Genomic DNA, 21,010 nt, shown 5'->3' with positions numbered 1-21,010 from the left:
AAGTGAGCTTTAGATGTTTGTGAACAAAGGCGATGCGCCTTCTTCGGCCAGCGCAGCATTGGCGCGGAACAGCGCAAAGATGTCACGACCTGTGCCGTGTTGGTTGCCAGACAAATCAGGGGTAGGGGCGGTGCGTGCTGCGAGTTCAGACTCGCTCACCTCAAGCTGCAAAGTTTGTGTATCGCAATCAAGCGCAATCATGTCGCCGTCCTGCACTTTGCCAATCAAACCGCCGTTCACAGACTCTGGGCTGAGGTGAATCGCCGCCGGCACTTTGCCCGATGCACCCGACATGCGGCCATCGGTGACCAAGGCCACTTTGAAGCCTTTGTCTTGCAACACACCCAACACAGGCGTGAGGCGGTGTAGCTCGGGCATGCCGTTGGCTTGTGGGCCTTGGTTGCGCACCACGGCCACAAAGTCGCGTTCGAGTTTGCCTTCTTTGAACAACACACCGAGTTGCTTTTGGTCGGTCAGCACAATGGCAGGCGCACGCACTTGGCGGTGCTCTGGCTTGACGGCAGAGACTTTCACCACGGCTCGGCCCAAATTGCCTTGCAACAAACGCAAGCCACCATCGGCGCTGAAAGGATTTGTCACGGGGCGCAACACGGCTTCGTCGGCTGACTTGGTAGGTACATCGCGCCAATCGAGTTGGCCGTTAAGTGCGGGGTTGAGCCAAGGCTCAACGGTGTAACGATGCAGGCCTTGGCCCATGATGGTGTGCACATCGTCGTGCAACAAACCTGCGCTGAGCAACTGGGCCATGAGATAACCCATGCCACCCGCGGCTTGGAAGTGGTTCACATCGGCGTTGCCGTTGGGGTAGACACGTGCGAGCAAGGGTACGCAAGCCGAGAGATCCGCGAAGTCATCCCAGTTCACAAGAATGCCTGCCGCGCGGGCCATGGCCACGATGTGCAGCGTGTGGTTGGTCGAGCCGCCGGTGGCCAACAAACCCACGATGCCGTTGACGATGACCTTGGCGTTGATTTGGTAACCCACACCTGTTTCTTTGTCATGTGACAAAGCCACGGCACGTTTGACGGCATCTACCGTCAGGGCTTCACGCAACGGTGTGCCTGGGTTCACAAATGAGGAGCCGGGCAAGTGCAGGCCCATGATTTCCATGAGCATTTGGTTGGAGTTGGCCGTGCCGTAAAACGTGCACGTGCCTGCGCTGTGGTACGCCGCTTGTTCGGCTTCGAGCAACACCTCGCGGCTGACCAAGCCTTGTGCGTATTGCTGACGCACTTTGGCTTTGTCGTCGTTCGACAAACCCGACGTCATCGGACCCGCCGGCACAAACACCGCAGGCAAATGGCCAAACTGCAAAGCACCGATGAAGAGGCCCGGCACGATCTTGTCGCACACGCCCAAGAACAACGCGGCATCAAACACGTTGTGCGACAAACCCACGGCAGTGGCCAAGGCAATCACATCGCGCGAGAACAGTGACAGCTCCATGCCGTCTTCGCCTTGCGTCACGCCATCACACATGGCAGGCACGCCGCCTGCGACTTGGGCTGTGGCACCTGCGGCACGTGCGGCCGCACGAATTTTTTCTGGGTAGTGCTCATACGGCTGATGGGCCGAGAGCATGTCGTTGTACGCCGTGATGACGCCCACATTGGGCTGACGCTCTTGGCGCAACACCAGCTTGTCGTTGGCAGGCATGGCCGCATAAGCGTGCGCTGCATTGGCGCAGCCCATGCCACCGCGGTAAGGGCCGGGCTTTTTGGCTTTGGCCAACACGTCCAAATAGGCTTGGCGTGTTTTGGCGCTGCGTTGCTCAATGCGCGCAGTGACGGCGGCGAGGGTGGCATGAATGGGTGTGGTCATAAAAACTTTCAGTTGGCAATCCAAAGCGCCACAGGCGTTTGGGTTTGTTGCAACACAAAGAAAATCGGCAGTGCAGGTGTGGCCCGTTGCCAAGCTTGCTGCAAGGTGTTGAGTTTGTCTGTGCCGGTGAGCGGCAACACGATATGTCGTGCCGACAAAATTTGCGCCAAGGTTTGCGTGATGCGCGCATAGGGCGCATTGGCGGGGGGATGTGTCAATTCAATGGCCACGCAGGTTTGGGTGTTGCGCAGGTCTAGCGCATCCGTCAAATTGGGGGCATCCGGAAATAACGACGCCGTGTGACCATCAGCCCCCATGCCCAGCACCAACACATCGGCCACGCCTGCAGCGGTCAGTGCAAGGCTGGCTGCTTTGGCAAGCGTGGCAGGGGTATCCAAAGGCTCTGCCGTGCTGGCCACCATGAACACCAGTTGCGCTTTGGCAGCGAGGTCTTGCAGCAAATGGGTTTGCACCAACAGGGCATTGCTGTCGGGGTGACTGCGGGGCACGCAGCGCTCGTCCACCAAGGTGATGCGCACGCGTGACCAATCGATGTCAATCACACACAGTGCTTCAAACAACGCCACGGGCGATTTACCGCCTGACACGCTCAGCACAGCAAAGCCACGCGCTTGAATGGCTGCGGCTAAACGTTGCGCGATGTCTTGTGCCAAGCGCACATTCAACTCGGCTGCACTGACGGTGTGAACCGTCAACGTGCCGCGTGATTCAGGATGCCATGTGGAGGTCATCAGGCTTCCTCAAACCACGACAGTTCTTCGCGCGCCATCAGGGCAGATGACGCTGCAGGGCCCCAGCTGCCAGCAGAGTAGGCGCGAGGTTTGTCGTCCAACTCGGCCCAGCCGTTGATGATGGGCTCGACCCAAATCCACGCTGCTTCTAATTCGTCGCGACGCATGAAGTGGGTGAGGCGGCCTTTGATGACGTCCATCAACAAACGCTCGTACGCTTCGGCGCGACGCTTGTCGGACGACTGTTGCAAGTCAAGGCCCAACTTCACCGGATGCAAGTTCATGCCCGTGCCTGGCTCTTTGACCATCATCTCCAACTGAATGGATTCTTCAGGCTGCAAGGTGATGATGAGTCGGTTGGGCTCTTGCTGTGCGGTAGAACCAAAGATGGAAAACGGCTGGTCCGCAAACTCAATGATGATTTGCGATTCGCGACGCTGCATGCGTTTGCCCGTGCGCAAGAAGAAGGGCACATTGGCCCAGCGTGCGTTGTTGATCTGCGCACGCAAGGCCACAAAGGTTTCGGTGCGGCTGCTGGCGGGCACGTTGTCTTCTTCTAAATAGCCTTTGACAGCGGCACCTTCAGAAGCACCTGCGGTGTATTGGCCGCGCACGGTGTCGCGTTTGATGTCAGCCAAATCCATCTTGCGCAGCGAGCGCAACACTTTGAGCTTTTCATCACGCACGTCGTCTGCGCCCAAGGAAATAGGCGGCTCCATGGCCACGATACACAGAAGCTGCAACAAGTGGTTTTGCACCATGTCACGCATGGCACCAGCACCGTCATAAAAACCTGCACGGCTGCCCACGCCCACGCTTTCGGCCACGGTGATTTGCACGCTCTTGATGTAAGGCGCGCGCCACAGTGGCTCAAAAATGGCATTGCCAAAACGCAGCACCATCAGGTTTTGCACCGTCTCTTTGCCGAGGTAGTGGTCGATGCGGTAAATCTGTTGCTCGTCAAAGTAACGGGCCACTTGACTGTTGATGTCGCGAGCAGAGGCGAGGTCAGTGCCCAGTGGTTTTTCAAGCACCACGCGCGACTGCGCATCCACCAAACCTGCGCCCGACAAGTGCGCACAAATTTGCGTGAACAAGCTCGGCGCTGTGGCCAAGTAATAGACGCGCAGCGCGGGTTTGTCGCACAAGTCTTTGAGTTTGGTGAAGTCGTTGGCGTTGGTGACATCCATGCTCACGTAGGCCAAGCGGTTCAAAAAGCTTTGCCAATCGTCTGAGGTGAAGGCGTCTTTTTCGATGAAGGCCGGTGAGTTTTTGTCGATGAAATCCAAATACTCTTGGCGCGTCCAATCTTGGCGGCCCACAGCAATGATGCGTGCGGATGCATCGAGCTTGTCATGCAAATGCGCCATGTACAGCGCAGGCAAGAGTTTGCGAAACGACAAGTCGCCAGCGCCGCCAAAAATCACGATGTCCAGCGTGCCCGCTGGTGGATTGGGGTGTGTCATGAGTAACGTTTGTTAAGAAGGTTTTGTTTCATGTTGCGCAGCAAAGGTTGCAGCTGAGTGCTGCCAATGCGCAGTGCCACAGTGGTGGCCAACACGTCGACGATCATCAGGTGCAGCAAGCGCGACACCATGGGGCTGAATTTTTCGTAGCTTTCGGGATGGTCCGCTGCGAGGTGAATTTTTCCGGCATTGGCCAGAGGTGAGCCAGAGGCGGTGACCACCACGGTGGTGGCACCGTTCTTTTTGGCAATCTCGCACGAGTCGAGCAAATCACGCGTGCGGCCAGAGTTAGAGAACACCACCAAACAGTCACCAGGGCCGAGCAAAGAGGCACTCATGATTTGCATGTGGCCGTCGCTGTGCGAGATGGTGTGAAAACCCAGACGGAAAAATTTGTGTTGTGCGTCTTGCGCCACGATGCCTGAATTGCCCACGCCAAAAAATTCAAGGCGCTTGCCTTTTTTGTGGGTCAGGGCGATGGCTTCGGCCGCTTTGTCGATTTGCGCAGACGACGCGTCGTTGCGGTATTTCAAAAATGCAGTGACGGTGTTGTCAATGACTTTGACCAACACATCATTGCTGTTGTCTTGTGCGCCCACGTTGCGGTGGATGAAGGGCACGCCTTCGCTCAAACTGCCGGCGAGCTTGAGTTTGAAATCACTCAAACCTTCGTAGCCCATACTGCGGCAAAAGCGCACCACGGTCGGTTTGCTCACGCCTGCACGTTCGGCCAGTTCGGTGACGGGCAGCGTCGAGAACGTGCGTGGGTCAGAGAGAAGAAGCTTGCCCACGCGCTGTTCGGCGGGGGCTAAGGACGAGAGGGTCGATTTGATGCGTTCCAACATGAACGCAAATGTAACTTAGTTTCATGTTTTTGGTCAACCTGGTTACAGATCATTTTTCTGGATGATTACCCGAGTTCGTCTTGCTTCAAAAAGATGTCTTTGTCAGGGAAAAATTGGGCATGCAAAGGCAGCAGTGCACCACCCAAAGCACGGGCGTGGCTGCCCACGCGGCCGGCCAAAATTTGGGGCTGATGAATGCCATCAAAACTGAATTGCGCCAAGCTGGCTTCGGTTTGTTGAATCAGGGCTTGCAAGAGCTTGGGGTTGAGCGAACCATCCATGATGATGGCGTCCAAATCCAGCAGAGCGGCGGCACTGGTGGCACTCATGGCCAAAGCTTTCGCAGCTTGTGACAACCAAGGCTGTGTGAACGCGCTGAACTCGGGGCTCATGATCGCGTTTTGCTGCACCAAGAGTGGGTCGTGGCCCGCGACCATCAAGGCTTGTTCCAGCTGCCAACCTGAGGCGAGTTGTAGCAACTGTGCAGGTGTGTTGGCATTGGCGCGCGTGCCCAAAGGTGGCAGGCCAATCGGCATGGAGCCAATCGCACCTGCGTTGCCGCGTGGGCCGTTGACGATGTGCCCATCCATGACCAAGCCGCCCCCCACAAATGTGCCCACATAGACATACAAAAAGTTAGGTACATCACGGCCCAAGCCTTGCACCAACTCAGCCACGCAAGCGGCGGTGGTGTCTTTGGCAAATTCAACGGGCAGGGCCGACATGGCTTGCACCTCTTGCACCAAGTCGATGTGCTCCCAATCCACCATGGCTTTTTGAGCCTTCTTACCCATCAAGTCGCCCCATTGGTGCATGGCCAGCGGCGCACTCAGGCCAATGCCCACGGCGCGTTTCCAAGCTTCAGCGCCCATGCGTTTTTGCATGAGCTTCAAACCTTCTTTGATTTTGGGCAGCACTTCGGTGGGCGAGGGGTAGGGGTAGTTGTGTTGCCACTGGTGGCGCATTTGGCCAAGAAAATCAGTCACCACCACCTCAAGGCTGCGGCGGCCCACTTGCAAGCCAATGCTGTAGGCACCATCTGGGTTGATGGCGAGTGGTACCGAGGGCTGGCCAATCTTGCCGCGAATGCGGTCTTGCTTGATGAGCAAACCATCTTCCAGCAAACGATTGACGATGATGGACACGGTTTGTGACGACAGCTGCGTGAGGCGTGCCAAATCGGCTTTGGGAATGGCGCCTTCGTGACGAATGGCGCGCAGCACCGTGCGCTCGTTGAATTGGCGCATGCCGGTGTGGTTAGACCCACGCATTGTTTTCATAAAAGAATCACACCTTTGCAGAACATGGCATTGCCGTAGGCCGTGCCTTCGCCAGTTTGCACAATCAAACTGGCGCCTTTGATTTTCTCGTAGAACGCATAGCGCTCCACAGCTTCGACTTGATTCGACGCAAAGCCCGCCTTGTTGACCAAACCAATCACCGCTTGTTGTGCTTCGGTGCGATGGCTGGCCTCGCTGTGGCACACATGCATGAGGGCGGCTGGTTGCGCCACATCGGTGGCGAGTGGGAACACCGACAGCACCGCGTCGCTCACGCGTTCTAGGCTGAGGCCGGGGAGGCGCACCACGGGTTTGCCGTGTGCCAAATAATCAGCGGTGAAGTTGGCATCCACAACGGCAACCCATTCGCCATGGCCCATGGCACACAGGTGCATGAGCAACTCGGGGGTGAGGATGGGGTCAATTCCTTTGAGCACGTATCTGTCCTTAATTTGTCAATATTGTCAGGCCTTGGAGGATGCCAAATTTTTAGCAACTCGTGTTTCAGGGTATGTACTAACTAAACTAACTTGATTTAGTAAGTCGAGTTATCTTACATTTAAGTCGCGGCGCAAAAGTGCGTCGGCGATGATTACCAACAACGTGGAGACCTTGATGAAATTGAACACACCTAAATTGATGTTGACAGCTCTTGCCTTGGCCGCAACCAGCGCCTATGCGGCTGAGCCAGTGATCGGCTTGATCACCAAAACCGAAACCAACCCCTTCTTTGTGAAGATGAAAGAGGGCGCACAAGCCGAAGCCACCAAACTCGGTGCCAAGGTGATGTCTGCGGCAGGCAAGACCGATGGCGACAACGCAGGTCAAGTCACCGCCATGGAAAACATGATTGCGGCCGGTGCTAAAACCATTTTGATCACGCCCAGCGACTCCAAGGCCATCGTGCCTGCCATCAAGAAAGCTCAAGCACAAGGCGTGATGGTCATCGCCTTGGACAGCCCCACAGAACCTGCCAACGCGACTGACGCGTTGTTTGCGACGGACAACTACAAAGCCGGTGTCTTCATTGGTCAATACGCCAAAGCCGCGTTGAATGGCAAGAAGCCCGTCATCGCCACCCTCGATTTGTTCCCAGGCCACCCTGTGGGCGCACAGCGCCACAACGGTTTCTTGCAAGGCTACGGCTTGACCTCACTCGACGCCAAGAGCAACGAGTTGGCCAAACCTGCTGAAGTGGTGTGTATGGCCGACAGCTTTGGCGACCGCGCCAAGGGCCAAACCGGCATGGAAAACTGCTTGCAAAAGAACCCCAACATCAACGTGGTCTACACCATCAATGAACCCGCAGCTGCCGGTGCTTACAACGCACTCAAGGCCGCAGGCAAAGAGAAAGACGTGTTGATCGTGTCTGTGGACGGTGGCTGCGCTGGCATCAAAGACGTGGGCGCTGGCGTGATCGCAGCGACATCGCAACAATACCCCTTGCGCATGGCCGCCATGGGTGTGGCTGCGGGTGTGGAATATGCCAAGACCGGTAAAAAAGTCAGCGGCTACACCGACACGGGTGTGACATTGATTGCTGCTAAGGCCATGAAGGGCGTGGACAGCAAAGACGTGAAAACTGGCGCAGACCTGTGCTGGGGTAACAAGTAAAGCGTGATCAAACGCTTGAGTGAGGGGGCCGTGTGGCCCCCTCCGATTTCAAAGAAAAAAGTCACTGTATGAATTCCTTCAAAGACAAGCTCCCGCCCATGGGCACCTTGGGGCCGCTGATTGCGCTGGTGTTGGCCTGCGTGTTTTTTGCCAGCCAAAGCGACCGGTTTTTGAGCACCCAAAACTTCTCGCTCATCTTGGCGCAAGTCATGGTGGTGGGCGTGATTGCGATTGGTCAAACCCTCATCATCTTGACTGCAGGCATTGACTTGTCATGTGGCATGGTCATGGCGCTGGGTGGCATTGTGATGACCAAATTTGCAGCGGACTATGGGCTTTCGACGCCCGTCGCAATGGCGTGTGGTTTAGCGGTGACGACCTTGTTTGGTTACCTCAATGGTGTGCTGGTGACGCGCATCAAATTACCGCCTTTCATCGTGACCTTGGGCACCTTGAACATTGCCTTTGCCATCACGCAGCTTTATTCAGGTTCACAAACCGTGACCGATATTCCTGCTGGCATGAACTGGCTGGGCAACACATTTTCATTGGGTGGCGCGACCGTGAGCTACGGCGTGGTGATGATGCTCGGTCTCTATTTATTTACTTGGTTTGCGTTGCGTGAAACCGCAGCAGGCCGACATGTGTACGCCGTGGGCAACAGCCCTGAGGCCACACGTTTGACAGGCATCCCGACAGAAAAAGTGCTGTTGGGTGTGTATGTCTTGGCAGGGCTTTGCTACGGGCTGGCCGCTATGTTGGGTGTGGCGCGCACAGGCGCGGGTGACCCCAATGCAGGACAAACCGAAAACTTAGATGCCATCACCGCCGTGGTGTTGGGCGGCACCAGTTTGTTTGGTGGCCGTGGCATTGTGTTGGGTACTTTGGTCGGCGCGTTGATTGTTGGCGTCTTCCGCAACGGCCTCACGCTCATGGGCGTGTCGTCGGTTTATCAAATTTTGGTCACAGGTATTTTGGTGATCTTGGCTGTGGCCACAGATCAACTCTCACGCAAGGGAGCACGCTAATCATGAGCGGCACACAACACAACATCGTCATGTCGGCCAAAGGCCTCGTGAAACGCTACGGTCAAGTGACCGCGTTGGACGGTGCAGACTTTGAGCTGCGCGCAGGCGAAATTTTGGCGGTCATTGGCGACAACGGCGCGGGCAAGTCGTCACTCATCAAATGTTTGTCGGGCGCCACGGTGCCTGATGAAGGCATGATTTCCTTGGATGGCAACCCCATCCATTTCAAATCGCCCATCGATGCCCGCCGTGCAGGCATTGAAACCGTGTACCAAGATTTGGCCGTTGCGCCTGCGATGAGCATTGCCGAGAACTTGTTTTTAGGCCGCGAAATTCGCCGTCCCGGCTTTGCAGGCAACGTGCTGCGCATGCTGGACAAAAAGCGAATGCTGCAAGAAAGCATTGAGCGCATGAACGACCTCAAGGTGGGCATTCGCTCGATGACCCAAGCGGTAGAAACCTTGTCTGGCGGTCAGCGTCAGTGCGTGGCTGTCTCCCGCGCCGCCGCGTTTGCGCAGCACGTGGTCATCATGGATGAACCCACGGCAGCGCTGGGCGTGAAAGAAGGCAATATGGTGCTTGAGCTGATTCGCCGCGTGCGCGACAAAGGCCTGCCCGTGGTGCTGATTTCGCACAACATGCCCCATGTGTTTGAAATTGCAGACCGCATCCACGTGGCCCGTTTGGGCAAACGCGCAGCCGTGTTGAACCCGAAAAACATCAGCATGAGTGACACCGTGGCGGTGATGACGGGCGCGATGAAGCCCGAAGATATTCCTGCGGAGTGCTTGGCTTGAGCACTGCATCACACACGCCACCTGCTCGCATACCGGTCTGGGTACTGGGTGAAGCCTTGATGGACTGCATGGCGCAGCCCGATGGCTCGCTGGTGCCGCACTTGGGTGGCAGCCCTTACAACTTGGCTTGCGCCACAGCGCTGCAAGGTGCGTCGGTGGGGTTCATTGCACCGTTGTCGACGGATGCATTTGGCCAAGCATTGCTCGACCATTTGCAAGCCAACCATGCACGCAGCTTGTTGCCGCGCTCGGCCTTGCCCACCTCGCTGGCTGTGGTGCAAGTGCATGAGGGGCAACCCAGTTACGGTTTTTACCGTGAAGGCGTGGCCGACCGTGACTACCAAGTGGCTGATGTGGTGGCTTTGTTAGAGGCGTCGCCGCCAGGTATCTTGCACACGGGCTCGCTCATGGCCATGCCACCCGAGCACCACAAGGTCTTGCAAATCGTTGCGGCTGCCAAGCGTTTGGGTTGGATCATCAGCGTGGACGTGAACCTGCGCCTACGCGTGGCCCATGATGTGCCTGCGTACTTGCAAGCCGTGCGTGAAGTGGCGGCCCTTGCCGATTGGCTCAAAGCCAGTGACGAAGATTTAGAACTGCTCGGTTTTGCAGAGGTGTCTTTGGCCAATGCCTCCAGCTTGGCGACGCATTGGATGGCCCAAGGTTGCTCGCGTGTGGCGTTGACCTTTGGTGCGCAAGGCGCTTATTTGCAAGTGGGTGATGCACATGCACAAGGCGCAGCGCCCGTGCTGGATGTGAAAGACACAGTGGGCGCAGGCGACACGTTTTGGGGCAGTTGCTTGGCAGATTGGGTACGGCACGACACCTTGAACAACAACAGCCTTGCCATGCAACGTGTGCCTCAAACCTTGCAACGCGCCTTGGTGGCTGCCGCTATCAATTGCAGCCGTGTCGGCTGCCAACCTCCCGATATAGCGACCTTAGACGCAGGGCTGTAACCGCGTCCTCGTCTCGGCGAGAATGTGCAGATTGTTGATTCACCCCAACCCAGTTTCTGCATCTTCGGACCATGTCCCAGCCCATTGCTTCCTCCACGACAGCGAGCCCATTTCAAGGCGCCATTGGCGTGTTTGATTCGGGTGTCGGTGGCCTGTCCGTCTTGCGCGCCATCCGCGCTGCGCTGCCGCATGAGCACTTGATTTATGTGGCGGACTCCGGTCACGCCCCGTATGGCGACCAATCTGAAGCGCACATCACCCAACGCACGCTGACTGTGGGCAACTGGTTGGCAGCGCAGGGCGTCAAAGCCATCACCATCGCATGCAACACGGCCACTGTGGTGGCCGCCAAAACCTTGCGCGAGCAAACACATTTGCCTGTGGTGGCGATTGAGCCCGCCATCAAACCCGCTGTGGTGCTCACACGCAGCGGCGTGGTGGGTGTGCTGGCCACGCGCCAAACTGTGCAAAGCGCAGCGGTGGCTAGGCTGGTGGAGCTGTATGGCGCGGACAAACGCATCTTGCTGCAAGGCTGCCCGGGTCTTGTGGAGCAGGTGGAGCGTGCTGATTTACACAGCCCCGAGACCGAGGCCTTGCTGCGCCAATTCATCACGCCGCTGCTAGAGCAGGGCGCAGACACCTTGGTGCTGGGCTGCACGCATTACCCGTTTTTGCGCGACACCATCCAACGCGTTGCGGGTGAGGGCGTGACGTTGCTCGATCCTGCCGAGGCTGTGGCCCGAGAGTTGGCCCGTCGTTTGGCAAACAACGGGAGTTTGTCTAGCGCAAGCCAGCAAGGACACGTGCAGTTTTTCACCTCAGGCGATGTGGCGCAGGCACAAGCCGTCATGTCCCACCTGTGGGACGCGCCGCTCACGGTGCAGGCGCTGCCTTAAAGGCTTGGGCCGATAGCCCCTAAAACCCGAAGGGAAGGGGCTAACCCGTACACTTATGCCCTTCATGAATGCCTACGCCGACGTCTCCCTTTTCCCCCGCAACGCCAAGCCGCTGACCAGTTACCGCAAATACTGGGCGGCCCGTTTTGGCACGGCCCCGTTTTTACCGATGTCGCGCGAGGAAATGACACAGCTCGGCTGGGACAGCTGCGACATCATCATCGTCACGGGCGACGCGTATGTGGATCACCCGAGCTTTGGCATGGCCGTGATTGGCCGCATGCTTGAGAACCAAGGATTTCGTGTGGGCATCATTGCCCAACCTGATTGGCAAAGTGCCGACCCGTTCAAGGCATTGGGCAAACCCAACCTGTTTTTCGGCGTGACCGCCGGCAACATGGATTCGATGATCAACCGCTACACGGCGGATCGCAAAATTCGCAGCGATGACGCTTACACCGCTGGCGACATCGGCGGTAAGCGTCCTGATCGGGCAGCCTTGGTCTACAGCCAACGTTGCAAAGAGGCCTACAACGACGTGCCCATCGTGCTGGGCGGAATCGAAGGCTCGCTGCGCCGCATTGCACATTACGACTATTGGTCCGACAAAGTGCGCCGCTCCATCGTGGTGGATAGCAAGTGCGATTTACTGCTGTACGGCAACGCCGAACGCGCGATTGTCGAAATCGCCCACCGTTTGGCGGCCAAAGAGCCGGTTCAAGACATCACTGACGTGCGCGGCACGGCTTTTGTGCGCCGCGAAACGCCTGAAGGCTGGTTTGAGATTGACTCGTCCAGCATCGACGTACCGGGCAGGGTAGAAGCCCACGTCAACCCGTATTTGATGGTCAGCGACCAAGCCAAAGCACAAGGCGAAACCTGTGCACGCGAAGACGAGGCCAATGCGGTGGCGGATGCAGCCAACGCCAATGCAGGCAATGCGCCCTCAGGTTCCAAAGCCGAAGCTGGCTTCACCATTTCCCCTTTGAACTTTGTGGCCAACGCCGCATTGCAGGGCAAAGGCAAGCTCAAAGTACCGCCGCGTGAACGCAGCGTCATCCGTTTGCCCGCGTACGAGCAAGTCAAGTCAGACCCCGTGCTCTACGCCCACGCTAACCGCGTGCTGCACTTAGAAACCAACCCTGGCAACGCTCGCGCCTTGGTGCAAGCCCACGGCGAAGGTCACACCGCACGCGACGTGTGGGTCACGCCACCACCCATTCCGCTGACCACGGCTGAGATGGACTTGGTGTTTGACTTGCCTTACGCCCGAAGCCCGCATCCGATTTACGCCGACGAGAACGGCAGCCACGATGGCGCGACCAAAATTCCTGCGTGGGAGATGATTCGCTTCAGCGTCAACATCATGCGCGGTTGCTTTGGCGGTTGCACGTTTTGCTCGATCACCGAGCACGAGGGTCGCATCATCCAAAGCCGCAGCGAAGACTCCATCATTCGCGAGATTGAAGACATCCGCGACAAAGTGCCGGGCTTCACGGGCGTCATTTCAGACCTCGGTGGCCCCACGGCCAATATGTATCGCATCGGTTGTAAAAGCCCAGAGATTGAGTCCGCGTGTCGCAAACCCAGCTGCGTGTACCCAGGCATTTGCCAAAACCTCAACACCGACCACAGCTCGCTCATCCACATGTACCGCCGCGCGCGCGAATTGAAGGGTGTGAAGAAAATTCTGATTGGCTCGGGCCTGCGTTATGACTTGGCCGTGCAGTCGCCCGAGTACGTGAAAGAGTTGGTGCAGCACCACGTGGGTGGCTACCTCAAAATCGCGCCCGAACACACCGAGGGCGGGCCGCTGTCCAAGATGATGAAGCCCGGCATTGGCAGCTACGACAAGTTCAAACAGATGTTTGACAAGTACAGCGCCGAAGTGGGCAAAAAACAATTCCTCGTGCCGTATTTCATCGCCGCCCACCCCGGCACCAGTGACGAAGACATGATGAACTTGGCCCTGTGGCTCAAGCGCAATGGCTTTCGCGCAGACCAAGTACAAACCTTCTACCCCAGCCCTATGGCCACGGCTACGGCCATGTACCACTCAGGCCGCAACCCTTTGGGCCGCGTGACGCGCACCAGTGAGAGCGTGGACATCGTGCGCGGTGAACGCCGCCGCCGTTTGCACAAAGCCTTTTTGCGCTACCACGATGCGAACAACTGGCCTTTGCTGCGCGAAGCCTTGAAGTCCATGGGCCGTGCCGACTTGATTGGCAATGGCAAGCAGCATTTGATTCCTACGTTTCAGCCCTTGACCGATGGCGGCTACACCAGTGCGCGTCGCAAGAACAGCACGGCGACCCCCACCAAAGGCCGTGTGCTCACACAGCACACAGGTTTACCACCGCGCGTGAATGGCGCAGGCAAACCCAGCGCCAACGTGGCCAAACGTAAACCCAACCGTTGATGAGAGACGTCTGAGCGAGAACCGCTCAGACAGATGTGTTTAGCGGCTGCGCGACTTCATCGCACGCTCCACCTCGCGCTTGCCTTCGCGGTCTTTGATGGTGTCGCGCTTGTCGTGTTCGGCTTTGCCTTTGGCCAGCGCGATTTCACATTTGATCTTGCCGTTCTTCCAGTGCAGGTTGATGGGCACGAGTGTGTGGCCTTTTTGTTCGACCTTGCTGATCAGACGTTTGATCTCATCTTTTTTGAGCAGCAATTTTTTCGTGCGCACATTGTCTGGGTTGACATGGCTGGACGCCGTGTGCAGCGGGTTGATTTGGCAGCCGATCAAAAACAGCTCGCCGTTGCGCACCACCACATAACCATCGGTGAGCTGCACTTTGCCTTCTCGGGCAGATTTGACCTCCCAGCCTTCCAGCACCATGCCTGCCTCGAACTTTTCTTCGAAGAAGTAGTTGTACGCCGCCTTTTTGTTGTCAGCGATGCGCGATTGAGTTGCAGGTTTTTTGGTAGCCATTTAGGTAATGTGGGGACAGTAGAGCTTCTTACAATGTGGACCATTCTATGAAAACCGTACACAAGTCCGTTCTTATTTGGTTCAGCGCTGAAGAAATGTTTGCGCTGGTCACCGATGTGGCCCGATATCCTGAGTTTTTACCTTGGTGCGACCGGGCTGGCGTGGTCGAGTCTCATGCCGATGGTGCCACCGCCCAAGTGGGCATGACCTTCGGTGGCTTTCACAAAAGCTTCACCACGCGTAACGTGCACATTGAAGGTCGGCAAGTCAAGCTAGAGTTGGTCGACGGCCCGTTCAAGCACCTCGACGGCACTTGGGATTTTCACCCGCTACTAGACCCCAACACCCAAGAGCCCCAACGCGCTTGCCGCATTGAGCTGACCTTGAACTACGCATTTGAGAGCATGTTTGGCACCTTGGTTGGCCCCGTGTTCGACAAAATTGCCGCCACCTTGGTGGATGCGTTTGTGAAGCGTGCAGAGCAGGTGTACGTCGCGTGAGTACTGACAACGTGAATGCCACCGTCCACATCACCGTGATGTATTCGCCCTCACCCCGTGTGGTGCATGAGCGCGTGTTGCCGCTCAGCGCAGGCGTGACGGTGATGCAAACCTTGCAGCAAAGCGGTTTGCTGGCTGAATGTCCAGAAATTGACCTCAGCCAGCCAGAAGCCTTTACCGTCTGCATATGGGGCAAGAAGACCACGCCCAACCATGTGTTGCGCGATTTAGACCGTATTGAAATTTGCCGTGCTTTGACCGTTGACCCAAAGGTAGCGCGTCGTGAGCGATTCCAAAAACAAGGCACCAGCCGCGCAGGCTTGTTCTCTAAGCGCCGCGCGGGCGCGAAGCCCGGCTACTAAGCGTAACCAAACTCAGGCAAACAACCATGACAAATCCTCTCTGGCCCACCTGCGGCTATTCGCTGCTCACGTCCAATGAGGCCGGCCACTTGGTGGTGACGGACGACTTTTTGCGCTTTCTTTTGGAACGTCCCGAGTTGGCCCCCATTGCCAGCTCATGCGCCGCCGAAGTGGCGTTGCACCACAGCTTGGTAGAGCAACCGCGCCGAGAAGTCAACGCGCAAGAACTGGCTGAGCTGCAAGACAAAGACGCCGCCGACAACTACGCCGTGTGGTTGCGCTTTCGCCAGCGCATCACCACGCTGCCTACCTTAGAAGCCAGCTACATCGCCTTGTTCAAAGGCGAGGGCGTGGATGTGCCACCGCTGTTGGTGCAGCACATCACCCACATCTTGTTGCGTCATGTCTTGGGCGAAGCGCCCACGGCCATGCAAGCGCGTGTGGCCGAGATGCTGATGCACACCCAAAAAATCACCGTGCTGGAAGACGGTTCTGTCATGGCGGCTGACGACGAAACGGTCGAGCGCCACGCCACACAAAGCGGCTTTGGCTCAATTGGTGAATTGCTCAAGCAAGGCGGCATCAAACTGCGCAGCGTGGACTTGGATGTGCTCAACGAGGACAACCAAGACGCGTATTGGCCCCGTAGCGAGAGTTTTGATTGGGTGGTCAGCCTCAACCGTGGCCAGCCTGCATTGAACGCGCTGTGCGAGGTGTTAGCCAAGTGGGTGCAACACTTCTTGGGCGTGCAGGTGCGCATCCAAACTGAGCGCGAGATCAACGACGACCATTGGGTGTGGCATGTGGGCCTAGATGCCCAAGCCAGCGGTGTGTTGAACGACCTCTACCAAGGCAAAGAGGTGGATGCTGAACGCATGGAACGCTTGCTGTGTTTGTTCAAGTTGGAATTCGTGGAGCCCAACGACATGTTGGCCGAGGTGCGCGGCAAGCCCGTGTACTTGGCCATGGCGGTGGATGCCAATCAGCGTTTGAAGCTTAAGCCGCAAAACTTGTTGCTGAATTTGCCTTTGGCACAGCGCTCATAAAAAAAGCCAAGCACTGAGGCTTGGCTTGCGTTGTCAGGGGCGCTCAATCGGCCCCGCGACCGATTTGTATAAAAACACCGCGCGCGTGATGTCGGTGACCCACACCAGACCATCGCCAATTTGGCCGATTTGTGCGGTGTGAACAATCAGGTCCACGATGCTGTCGCACAGCTCATCGGGCGACACAATTTCAATGCGTACTTTGGGTGTGTAGTCTGTCAGCTCTTCTTTCAAATTTGCAGGGGTGTGCAGGCTGGGTGCCGAGCAGCCTTCTGCCTTGCTCACGGTCATGCCCGGAAAGCCAGGCAAGCTGCGCAGTTTTTCGCGCAAGGTGGGCAGCTTGGAAGGGCGAATGATGGCTTTGATTTCTTTCATGTCGTTTTCTTTCACTCAAGCTTCGGGTTCGGCTTCGTCGAACCAGTGATAAATCGTGGGCACCACCACCAAGGTCAGCAAGGTGCAGGTGATCAGTCCACCAATCACCACAATGGCCAAGGGGCGCTGCACTTCAGAGCCGGGGCCGTCTGAAATAAGGAACGGAATCAGGCCCAGCATGGCGACCGTGGCGGTCATCATCACGGGGCGGAAGCGTTGGCGTGCGCCTTCGAGCACCGCGTCTTTGACCGACATGCCGCCTTCACGCAAGCTGCGGATGTACGACACCAGCACCACACCGTTGAGCACCGCAATGCCCCACAGCGCAATGAAACCCACAGACGCAGGGACTGACAAATACTCGCCAGAAACAAACAAGCCAATCACGCCACCCACCGACGCAAACGGCAGCACTGTGATGATCAGCGTGGCGAACTTGACCGAGTTGAACAGCAAGAACAGCAAGAAGAAAATCGCCGCCACCGTGATGGGAACAATGATTTTCAAGTGGCCCAAGGCACGTTCCATGTTTTGGAACTGGCCGCCCCATTCCAAGTAATAGCCCTCAGGCAGCTTGACCTTGCTGTCGACCTTGGCCTGTAGCTCTTTCACAAAGCTGCCGAGGTCTCGGTCTTTCACGTTGATGCCCACCACAATGCGGCGCTTGGCCATTTCGCGTGAAATTTGGGCTGGACCATCGAGCACCTGAATCTTGGCCATGTCAGCCAAGCGGGCTTGCGCGCCATTGGCCGAGTTGAGGATGATGTTGGAGATGGCTTCAATGTTGTCGCGAAAACGCTCGGGCAAACGCACCACGGCAGAGAAGCGACGTTCGCCTTCAAATACCTCGGAGGCCACTTTGCCGCCAATCGCGGTTTCGATCATGTCATTCACATCCGACACGTTCAGACCCATGCGTGCAATGGCTTGGCGGTCAATGTCAATTTGCAAATACTGCTGACCCGAGATGCGCTCCACGCGCAAGTCTTGTGCGCCTTGAATGGTTTGCGCCACTTTGGCAATTTGGTTGGCCACGCGTTTGAGGTCATCCAAATCGTCGCCAAACACTTTCACCGCGATGTCTGAACGCACGCCGGTGACCATCTCGTCCACGCGATCGGAGATGGGCTGTGCCATCACAATTTGTACGCCGGGCAAGACCTTGAGCTTGTCGTTCATCGCGTTGGTGATGTCGGTTTGGTCCCAGCCCGAAGGCCATTCGCTGCGAGGCTTCAAGCTGACGATGGGCGTGGATTCGTTCACGCTTTGTGGGTCGGCAGGCGATTCACCACGGCCCAAACCTGAGATGGCAGATTTGACGCCGGGCACCGTCATGACCAACTTCATGGCCTGCATTTCCATCTTGATGGATTCATTCAATGAAATATTGGGTACGCGGTTGATGCCGGGCACCACCGAGCCTTCTTTCATTTCAGGAATGAACGCCGTGCCCAAGAAGGGCAGTATCAGCACAGCCAACACAAAGGTGGCCAGCGACACCTGCACCGTGCGTTTTTGGTTGGACATGGCCAAGTCCAGCAACTTCAAGTAGCGTGACTTGAGCGCTTTGATGAGCGGTGTGTCGTGGTCGCCATCGCCCACTGGCGGCTTGAGCAAATACGAGGACAGCACAGGCGACAAGGTCATCGACAACAGCAGTGACACAGCCAATGCAATGGCGATGGTATAGGCGAGGGGGGCAAACATCTTGCCTTCCATGCCTTGCAAAGTCATCAAGGGTAAGAACACCAAAATGATGATGCCCACGCCAAAAATAACGGGTGTGGCCACTTCGAGCACAGCATTCAAAATGCCGCGCACCTTGCTTTCGCCCAACTCAGCGGCGCGGCCCAAACGGGCGTAAGCGTTCTCCACCACCACCACCGAGCCGTCCACCATCAAGCCAATCGCAATGGCCAGGCCGCCCAGCGACATGAGGTTGGCTGAGATGCCCAGCTTGTTCATGGCCATGAAAGTGAGCAAGGGCGTCAGCACCAAGGTGGCCACGACGATGAGCGAGGAACGCACATCACCCAAAAACAAGAACAACACAATCACCACCAACACCACGCCTTCAATCAGCACTTTGGTGACGGTCCACAGCGCGGCATCCACCAGCTCTGAGCGGTCGTAGTAGGGCACCACCTTCAAGTCATTGGGCAACATGCCGCGGTCGTTGATTTCTTTCACACGGGTTTTGATGCGACTCACCACTTCTTTGGCGTTGCCGCCGGTCATCATCATCACAATGCCGCCCACCGCTTCGGTGGTGCCATTTTTGATGAGTGCGCCTTGGCGTACATCGTGGCCGAGTTTGACTTCGGCCACATCGCGCATGTACACCGGTGTGCCGTTGATTTCTTTCAACACGATTTGGCCGAGGTCGTTCACGCCTTGAATCAAGCCCACGCCACGAATCAAATATTGTTCTGCCGCTTGGGGCAGCACACCGCCACCGGAGTTGGCGTTGTTGCGTGAGACAGCGTCATACACCTCAGACAAACTGATGCGGTAATGGCGCAAACGCTCGGGGTTCACCAGCACGTGGTACTGCTTGACGTAACCGCCTTGCGAGTTGATTTCTGCCACGCCAGGAATTGAGCGCAGCAATGGGCGCAGCACCCAGTCTTGCACCACGCGGCGTTGGGTGAGTTCTTCTTCGCTCAGTTCACGGCTGCCATCGTTGGCGTGTTCTAGTGTGTATTGGTAAACCTCGCCCAGTCCTGAGGACACAGGCCCCAGCACGGGGGTGATGCCTGCGGGCAAGCGTTGGCCCACTTCCATCAAACGCTCCATCACCAACTGACGCGCAAAGTAAACACTGGTGCTGTCGGTAAACACGAGGGTGATGAGCGACAAGCCGGGCTTGTTGAGCGAGCGCAACTCGGTCAAACCAGGCAAGCCCGTCATGGCAACTTCGATGGGCACGGTGGCGAACCGCTCAACCTCTTCAGGCGAACGACCGGGTGCTTCGGTGGCAATTTGCACCTGCACGTTGGTCACGTCAGGAAAAGCGTCGACCGAGAGTTTGGTGGCCGCATGCAAGCCAAAGAACAAAAAGACAACGGCAATGACGCAGACCACCAAGCGCTGCTTGAGCGCAGCGCGAACGAGAGATTCCAACATGGTGCTTAGCCCCCGTTTTCCATCTCAGCGAGATTGCGATGGTTGTTCAAATGGAACGCACCTTCTGAGACGATGCGCATGCCTGGCTTGAGGCCTTCCAACACCACGCGCTGGCCGTTTTGCTCGGCCGCCAGCTTGACGGGAATGAGGCGGAAGTAGCTGTTGGACTCTTCCACGAACACGTGGTCGACTTCGTCTTGTCGCACCACCGCCGTGATGGGTACGACCACGCGCGGCACAGGTGCGGACTCGATCAACATCGAGGCCAACATGGATGGCTTGAGGCGACCGCTGCTGTTGTCCAGCTCTGTGCGAACCAGCACGGTACGGGTGTCAGGGTTGACGGTTTGGCCCACATAAATGAGTTTGCCCACCAGTTTTTCATTGGCAAGGGCTGGCACTTCGATGCTCACCGATTGACCCACTTTGACTTGACTGATTTGCTGCTCTGGCACTTGGGCCACGGCCCAGACACGGCTTAAGTCGGCCACGGCAAACAACACATCGGAGGGTTGCACCACTTGGCCAGCAGCAATTTTTCGCTCTACCACCACACCTTTGATGGTGGCCACCACGCCGGCTACAGAGTCGATGGTGCCGGTTGATGCCAGACGCTCGATGGCTTTGGCGCTCACGCCCAGCACGCGCAACTGGTCTTGGGCTGCGCGCGTTTCTGCCGAGGCAATTTCGTATTCGTTTTCACGACGTTGTAGTTCGGCTGCGCTGATGACGTCTGCATCAAACAGCGTTTTGGCGCGCTCCACATTGCGGCGATGCAGCTCTTTTTCTGAGCGGGCTTTGAGGTAAGCCAGCTGCGAGCCCGACAGTTCGCTGCTGTTGATCAAGGCCAGTGTGTCGCCCTTGTTCACCACGTTGCCCAGCTGTGCATGAATTTGGGTCACGCGGCCTGTGACACTGGCGCCAATGCGGGTGAGAGCTTGTTCGTCAAAGTCAATTTGGCCGGCCACGCGCAGCGTGTCAGACAACTCGAAGCTGACCACGTCAGCGACTTGAATTTGCGCCTTCAAGCTTTCAGGCGCAAACACGCGCATGGCATCACTTTCGGTGCTGGTGGCTTCTTGCACCGTGGCTTTTTTACAAGCCGACAAAGCCAAGGCGCTACACAACAACAGGCCCGTGAGTGTGCGCAATGTGAGATGGTTGAAATACATGGAAACCTTCTTGTG

The 21,010-nt window shown here is 57.1% G+C and carries 19 protein-coding genes; 9 read left to right on the top strand and 10 right to left on the bottom strand.

Going from position 1 to position 21,010, the window contains the following annotated elements; translation table 11 throughout:
- Positions 1-9: 9 nt before the first annotated feature.
- The 6 genes from edd to C5F52_RS06200 all read right to left on the bottom strand — a co-directional run bounded on the left by edd (position 10) and on the right by C5F52_RS06200 (position 6,622).
- Positions 10-1,842 carry a phosphogluconate dehydratase gene (gene edd / locus C5F52_RS06225; protein ID WP_104797465.1) on the bottom strand — a complete coding sequence of 611 codons (1,833 nt, stop codon included), beginning with the start codon at positions 1,840-1,842 and terminating at the stop codon, positions 10-12.
- Positions 1,843-1,850: 8 nt separating this feature from the next.
- Entirely contained in the window at positions 1,851-2,594 is a 744-nt protein-coding gene (gene pgl, locus C5F52_RS06220) for a 6-phosphogluconolactonase (RefSeq protein ID WP_104797464.1), read from the bottom strand.
- Positions 2,594-4,060 carry a glucose-6-phosphate dehydrogenase gene (gene zwf / locus C5F52_RS06215; protein WP_104797463.1) on the bottom strand — a complete coding sequence of 489 codons (1,467 nt, stop codon included), beginning with the start codon at positions 4,058-4,060 and terminating at the stop codon, positions 2,594-2,596. Before zwf ends, pgl begins: the two co-directional genes overlap by 1 nt.
- Positions 4,057-4,905: a MurR/RpiR family transcriptional regulator gene (locus tag C5F52_RS06210; protein WP_104797462.1), complete on the bottom strand. Its 849-nt coding sequence runs from the start codon at positions 4,903-4,905 to the stop codon at positions 4,057-4,059. The genes zwf and C5F52_RS06210 overlap by 4 nt, the downstream gene beginning before the upstream one ends.
- Before the next feature lie 65 nt (positions 4,906-4,970).
- The gene (locus C5F52_RS06205; RefSeq protein ID WP_104797461.1) at positions 4,971-6,185 is read right to left on the bottom strand and encodes an ROK family transcriptional regulator; all 1,215 of its coding nucleotides are present in this window, start codon (positions 6,183-6,185) and stop codon (positions 4,971-4,973) included.
- A complete protein-coding gene (locus C5F52_RS06200) occupies positions 6,182-6,622 on the bottom strand; it encodes an RbsD/FucU family protein (protein WP_104797460.1) in 441 nt (146 codons plus the stop codon). The genes C5F52_RS06205 and C5F52_RS06200 overlap by 4 nt, the downstream gene beginning before the upstream one ends.
- Before the next feature lie 178 nt (positions 6,623-6,800).
- Between C5F52_RS06200 and C5F52_RS06195 the strand changes: the two genes are divergently transcribed.
- The 6 genes from C5F52_RS06195 (at position 6,801) to C5F52_RS06170 (ending at position 13,898) form a co-directional block, all read left to right on the top strand.
- A complete protein-coding gene (locus C5F52_RS06195) occupies positions 6,801-7,799 on the top strand; it encodes a sugar ABC transporter substrate-binding protein (protein ID WP_104797830.1) in 999 nt (332 codons plus the stop codon).
- A gap of 68 nt (positions 7,800-7,867) precedes the next feature.
- A complete protein-coding gene (locus C5F52_RS06190; protein WP_104797459.1) occupies positions 7,868-8,827 on the top strand; it encodes an ABC transporter permease in 960 nt (319 codons plus the stop codon).
- A 2-nt stretch (positions 8,828-8,829) separates the two neighbouring features.
- Positions 8,830-9,624, top strand: coding sequence for an ATP-binding cassette domain-containing protein (locus C5F52_RS06185; protein WP_104797458.1), 795 nt, complete (start codon positions 8,830-8,832; stop codon positions 9,622-9,624).
- On the top strand, positions 9,621-10,583 hold the full coding sequence (locus C5F52_RS06180; protein WP_146100047.1) for a PfkB family carbohydrate kinase: 963 nt from the start codon (positions 9,621-9,623) through the stop codon (positions 10,581-10,583). The genes C5F52_RS06185 and C5F52_RS06180 overlap by 4 nt, the downstream gene beginning before the upstream one ends.
- A gap of 71 nt (positions 10,584-10,654) precedes the next feature.
- Positions 10,655-11,479: a glutamate racemase gene (gene murI, locus C5F52_RS06175; protein ID WP_104797456.1), complete on the top strand. Its 825-nt coding sequence runs from the start codon at positions 10,655-10,657 to the stop codon at positions 11,477-11,479.
- A gap of 64 nt (positions 11,480-11,543) precedes the next feature.
- On the top strand, positions 11,544-13,898 hold the full coding sequence (locus C5F52_RS06170) for a YgiQ family radical SAM protein (protein ID WP_104797455.1): 2,355 nt from the start codon (positions 11,544-11,546) through the stop codon (positions 13,896-13,898).
- Positions 13,899-13,937: 39 nt separating this feature from the next.
- Here C5F52_RS06170 and smpB read toward each other — a convergent pair whose 3' ends face one another.
- The gene (gene smpB, locus C5F52_RS06165) at positions 13,938-14,414 is read right to left on the bottom strand and encodes an SsrA-binding protein SmpB (protein WP_104797454.1); all 477 of its coding nucleotides are present in this window, start codon (positions 14,412-14,414) and stop codon (positions 13,938-13,940) included.
- A 47-nt stretch (positions 14,415-14,461) separates the two neighbouring features.
- On the opposite strand from smpB, the gene C5F52_RS06160 reads away from it, so the two are divergent.
- The 3 genes from C5F52_RS06160 to C5F52_RS06150 are packed head-to-tail and all read left to right on the top strand — an operon-like array spanning position 14,462 to position 16,322.
- The gene (locus C5F52_RS06160) at positions 14,462-14,914 is read left to right on the top strand and encodes a type II toxin-antitoxin system RatA family toxin (RefSeq protein ID WP_104797453.1); all 453 of its coding nucleotides are present in this window, start codon (positions 14,462-14,464) and stop codon (positions 14,912-14,914) included.
- Entirely contained in the window at positions 14,911-15,276 is a 366-nt protein-coding gene (locus C5F52_RS06155) for an RnfH family protein (protein WP_236657748.1), read from the top strand. The genes C5F52_RS06160 and C5F52_RS06155 overlap by 4 nt, the downstream gene beginning before the upstream one ends.
- Before the next feature lie 26 nt (positions 15,277-15,302).
- Positions 15,303-16,322: a DUF6352 family protein gene (locus tag C5F52_RS06150; protein WP_104797452.1), complete on the top strand. Its 1,020-nt coding sequence runs from the start codon at positions 15,303-15,305 to the stop codon at positions 16,320-16,322.
- A 33-nt stretch (positions 16,323-16,355) separates the two neighbouring features.
- Here C5F52_RS06150 and C5F52_RS06145 read toward each other — a convergent pair whose 3' ends face one another.
- Genes C5F52_RS06145 through C5F52_RS06135 form a run of 3 tightly spaced genes read right to left on the bottom strand, consistent with a single transcriptional unit; the run spans position 16,356 to position 20,995 of the window.
- Positions 16,356-16,697: a P-II family nitrogen regulator gene (locus C5F52_RS06145; protein ID WP_104797828.1), complete on the bottom strand. Its 342-nt coding sequence runs from the start codon at positions 16,695-16,697 to the stop codon at positions 16,356-16,358.
- 15 nt (positions 16,698-16,712) lie between these two features.
- Positions 16,713-19,823 carry an efflux RND transporter permease subunit gene (locus C5F52_RS06140; RefSeq protein WP_104797451.1) on the bottom strand — a complete coding sequence of 1,037 codons (3,111 nt, stop codon included), beginning with the start codon at positions 19,821-19,823 and terminating at the stop codon, positions 16,713-16,715.
- Between the two features lie 5 nt (positions 19,824-19,828).
- The gene (locus C5F52_RS06135) at positions 19,829-20,995 is read right to left on the bottom strand and encodes an efflux RND transporter periplasmic adaptor subunit (RefSeq protein ID WP_104797450.1); all 1,167 of its coding nucleotides are present in this window, start codon (positions 20,993-20,995) and stop codon (positions 19,829-19,831) included.
- Between the last annotated feature and the right edge of the window lie 15 nt (positions 20,996-21,010).

The sequence above is a fragment of the Limnohabitans sp. TS-CS-82 genome (assembly GCF_002943475.1).
This window is presented reverse-complemented; position numbering and strand designations above follow the sequence as displayed.

What these genes read in the sequence shown, in the direction of transcription:
- edd (WP_104797465.1), bottom strand. Translation starts at nt 1,842, where the DNA reads ATGACCACACCCATTCATGCCACCCTCGCCGCCGTCACTGCGCGCATT.
- C5F52_RS06170 (WP_104797455.1), top strand. Translation starts at nt 11,544, where the DNA reads ATGAATGCCTACGCCGACGTCTCCCTTTTCCCCCGCAACGCCAAGCCG.
- C5F52_RS06150 (WP_104797452.1), top strand. Translation starts at nt 15,303, where the DNA reads ATGACAAATCCTCTCTGGCCCACCTGCGGCTATTCGCTGCTCACGTCC.
- C5F52_RS06160 (WP_104797453.1), top strand. Translation starts at nt 14,462, where the DNA reads ATGAAAACCGTACACAAGTCCGTTCTTATTTGGTTCAGCGCTGAAGAA.
- murI (WP_104797456.1), top strand. Translation starts at nt 10,655, where the DNA reads ATGTCCCAGCCCATTGCTTCCTCCACGACAGCGAGCCCATTTCAAGGC.
- C5F52_RS06135 (WP_104797450.1), bottom strand. Translation starts at nt 20,995, where the DNA reads ATGTATTTCAACCATCTCACATTGCGCACACTCACGGGCCTGTTGTTG.
- C5F52_RS06205 (WP_104797461.1), bottom strand. Translation starts at nt 6,185, where the DNA reads ATGAAAACAATGCGTGGGTCTAACCACACCGGCATGCGCCAATTCAAC.
- smpB (WP_104797454.1), bottom strand. Translation starts at nt 14,414, where the DNA reads ATGGCTACCAAAAAACCTGCAACTCAATCGCGCATCGCTGACAACAAA.
- C5F52_RS06195 (WP_104797830.1), top strand. Translation starts at nt 6,801, where the DNA reads ATGAAATTGAACACACCTAAATTGATGTTGACAGCTCTTGCCTTGGCC.
- zwf (WP_104797463.1), bottom strand. Translation starts at nt 4,060, where the DNA reads ATGACACACCCCAATCCACCAGCGGGCACGCTGGACATCGTGATTTTT.
- pgl (WP_104797464.1), bottom strand. Translation starts at nt 2,594, where the DNA reads ATGACCTCCACATGGCATCCTGAATCACGCGGCACGTTGACGGTTCAC.
- C5F52_RS06140 (WP_104797451.1), bottom strand. Translation starts at nt 19,823, where the DNA reads ATGTTGGAATCTCTCGTTCGCGCTGCGCTCAAGCAGCGCTTGGTGGTC.
- C5F52_RS06210 (WP_104797462.1), bottom strand. Translation starts at nt 4,905, where the DNA reads ATGTTGGAACGCATCAAATCGACCCTCTCGTCCTTAGCCCCCGCCGAA.
- C5F52_RS06145 (WP_104797828.1), bottom strand. Translation starts at nt 16,697, where the DNA reads ATGAAAGAAATCAAAGCCATCATTCGCCCTTCCAAGCTGCCCACCTTG.
- C5F52_RS06190 (WP_104797459.1), top strand. Translation starts at nt 7,868, where the DNA reads ATGAATTCCTTCAAAGACAAGCTCCCGCCCATGGGCACCTTGGGGCCG.
- C5F52_RS06185 (WP_104797458.1), top strand. Translation starts at nt 8,830, where the DNA reads ATGAGCGGCACACAACACAACATCGTCATGTCGGCCAAAGGCCTCGTG.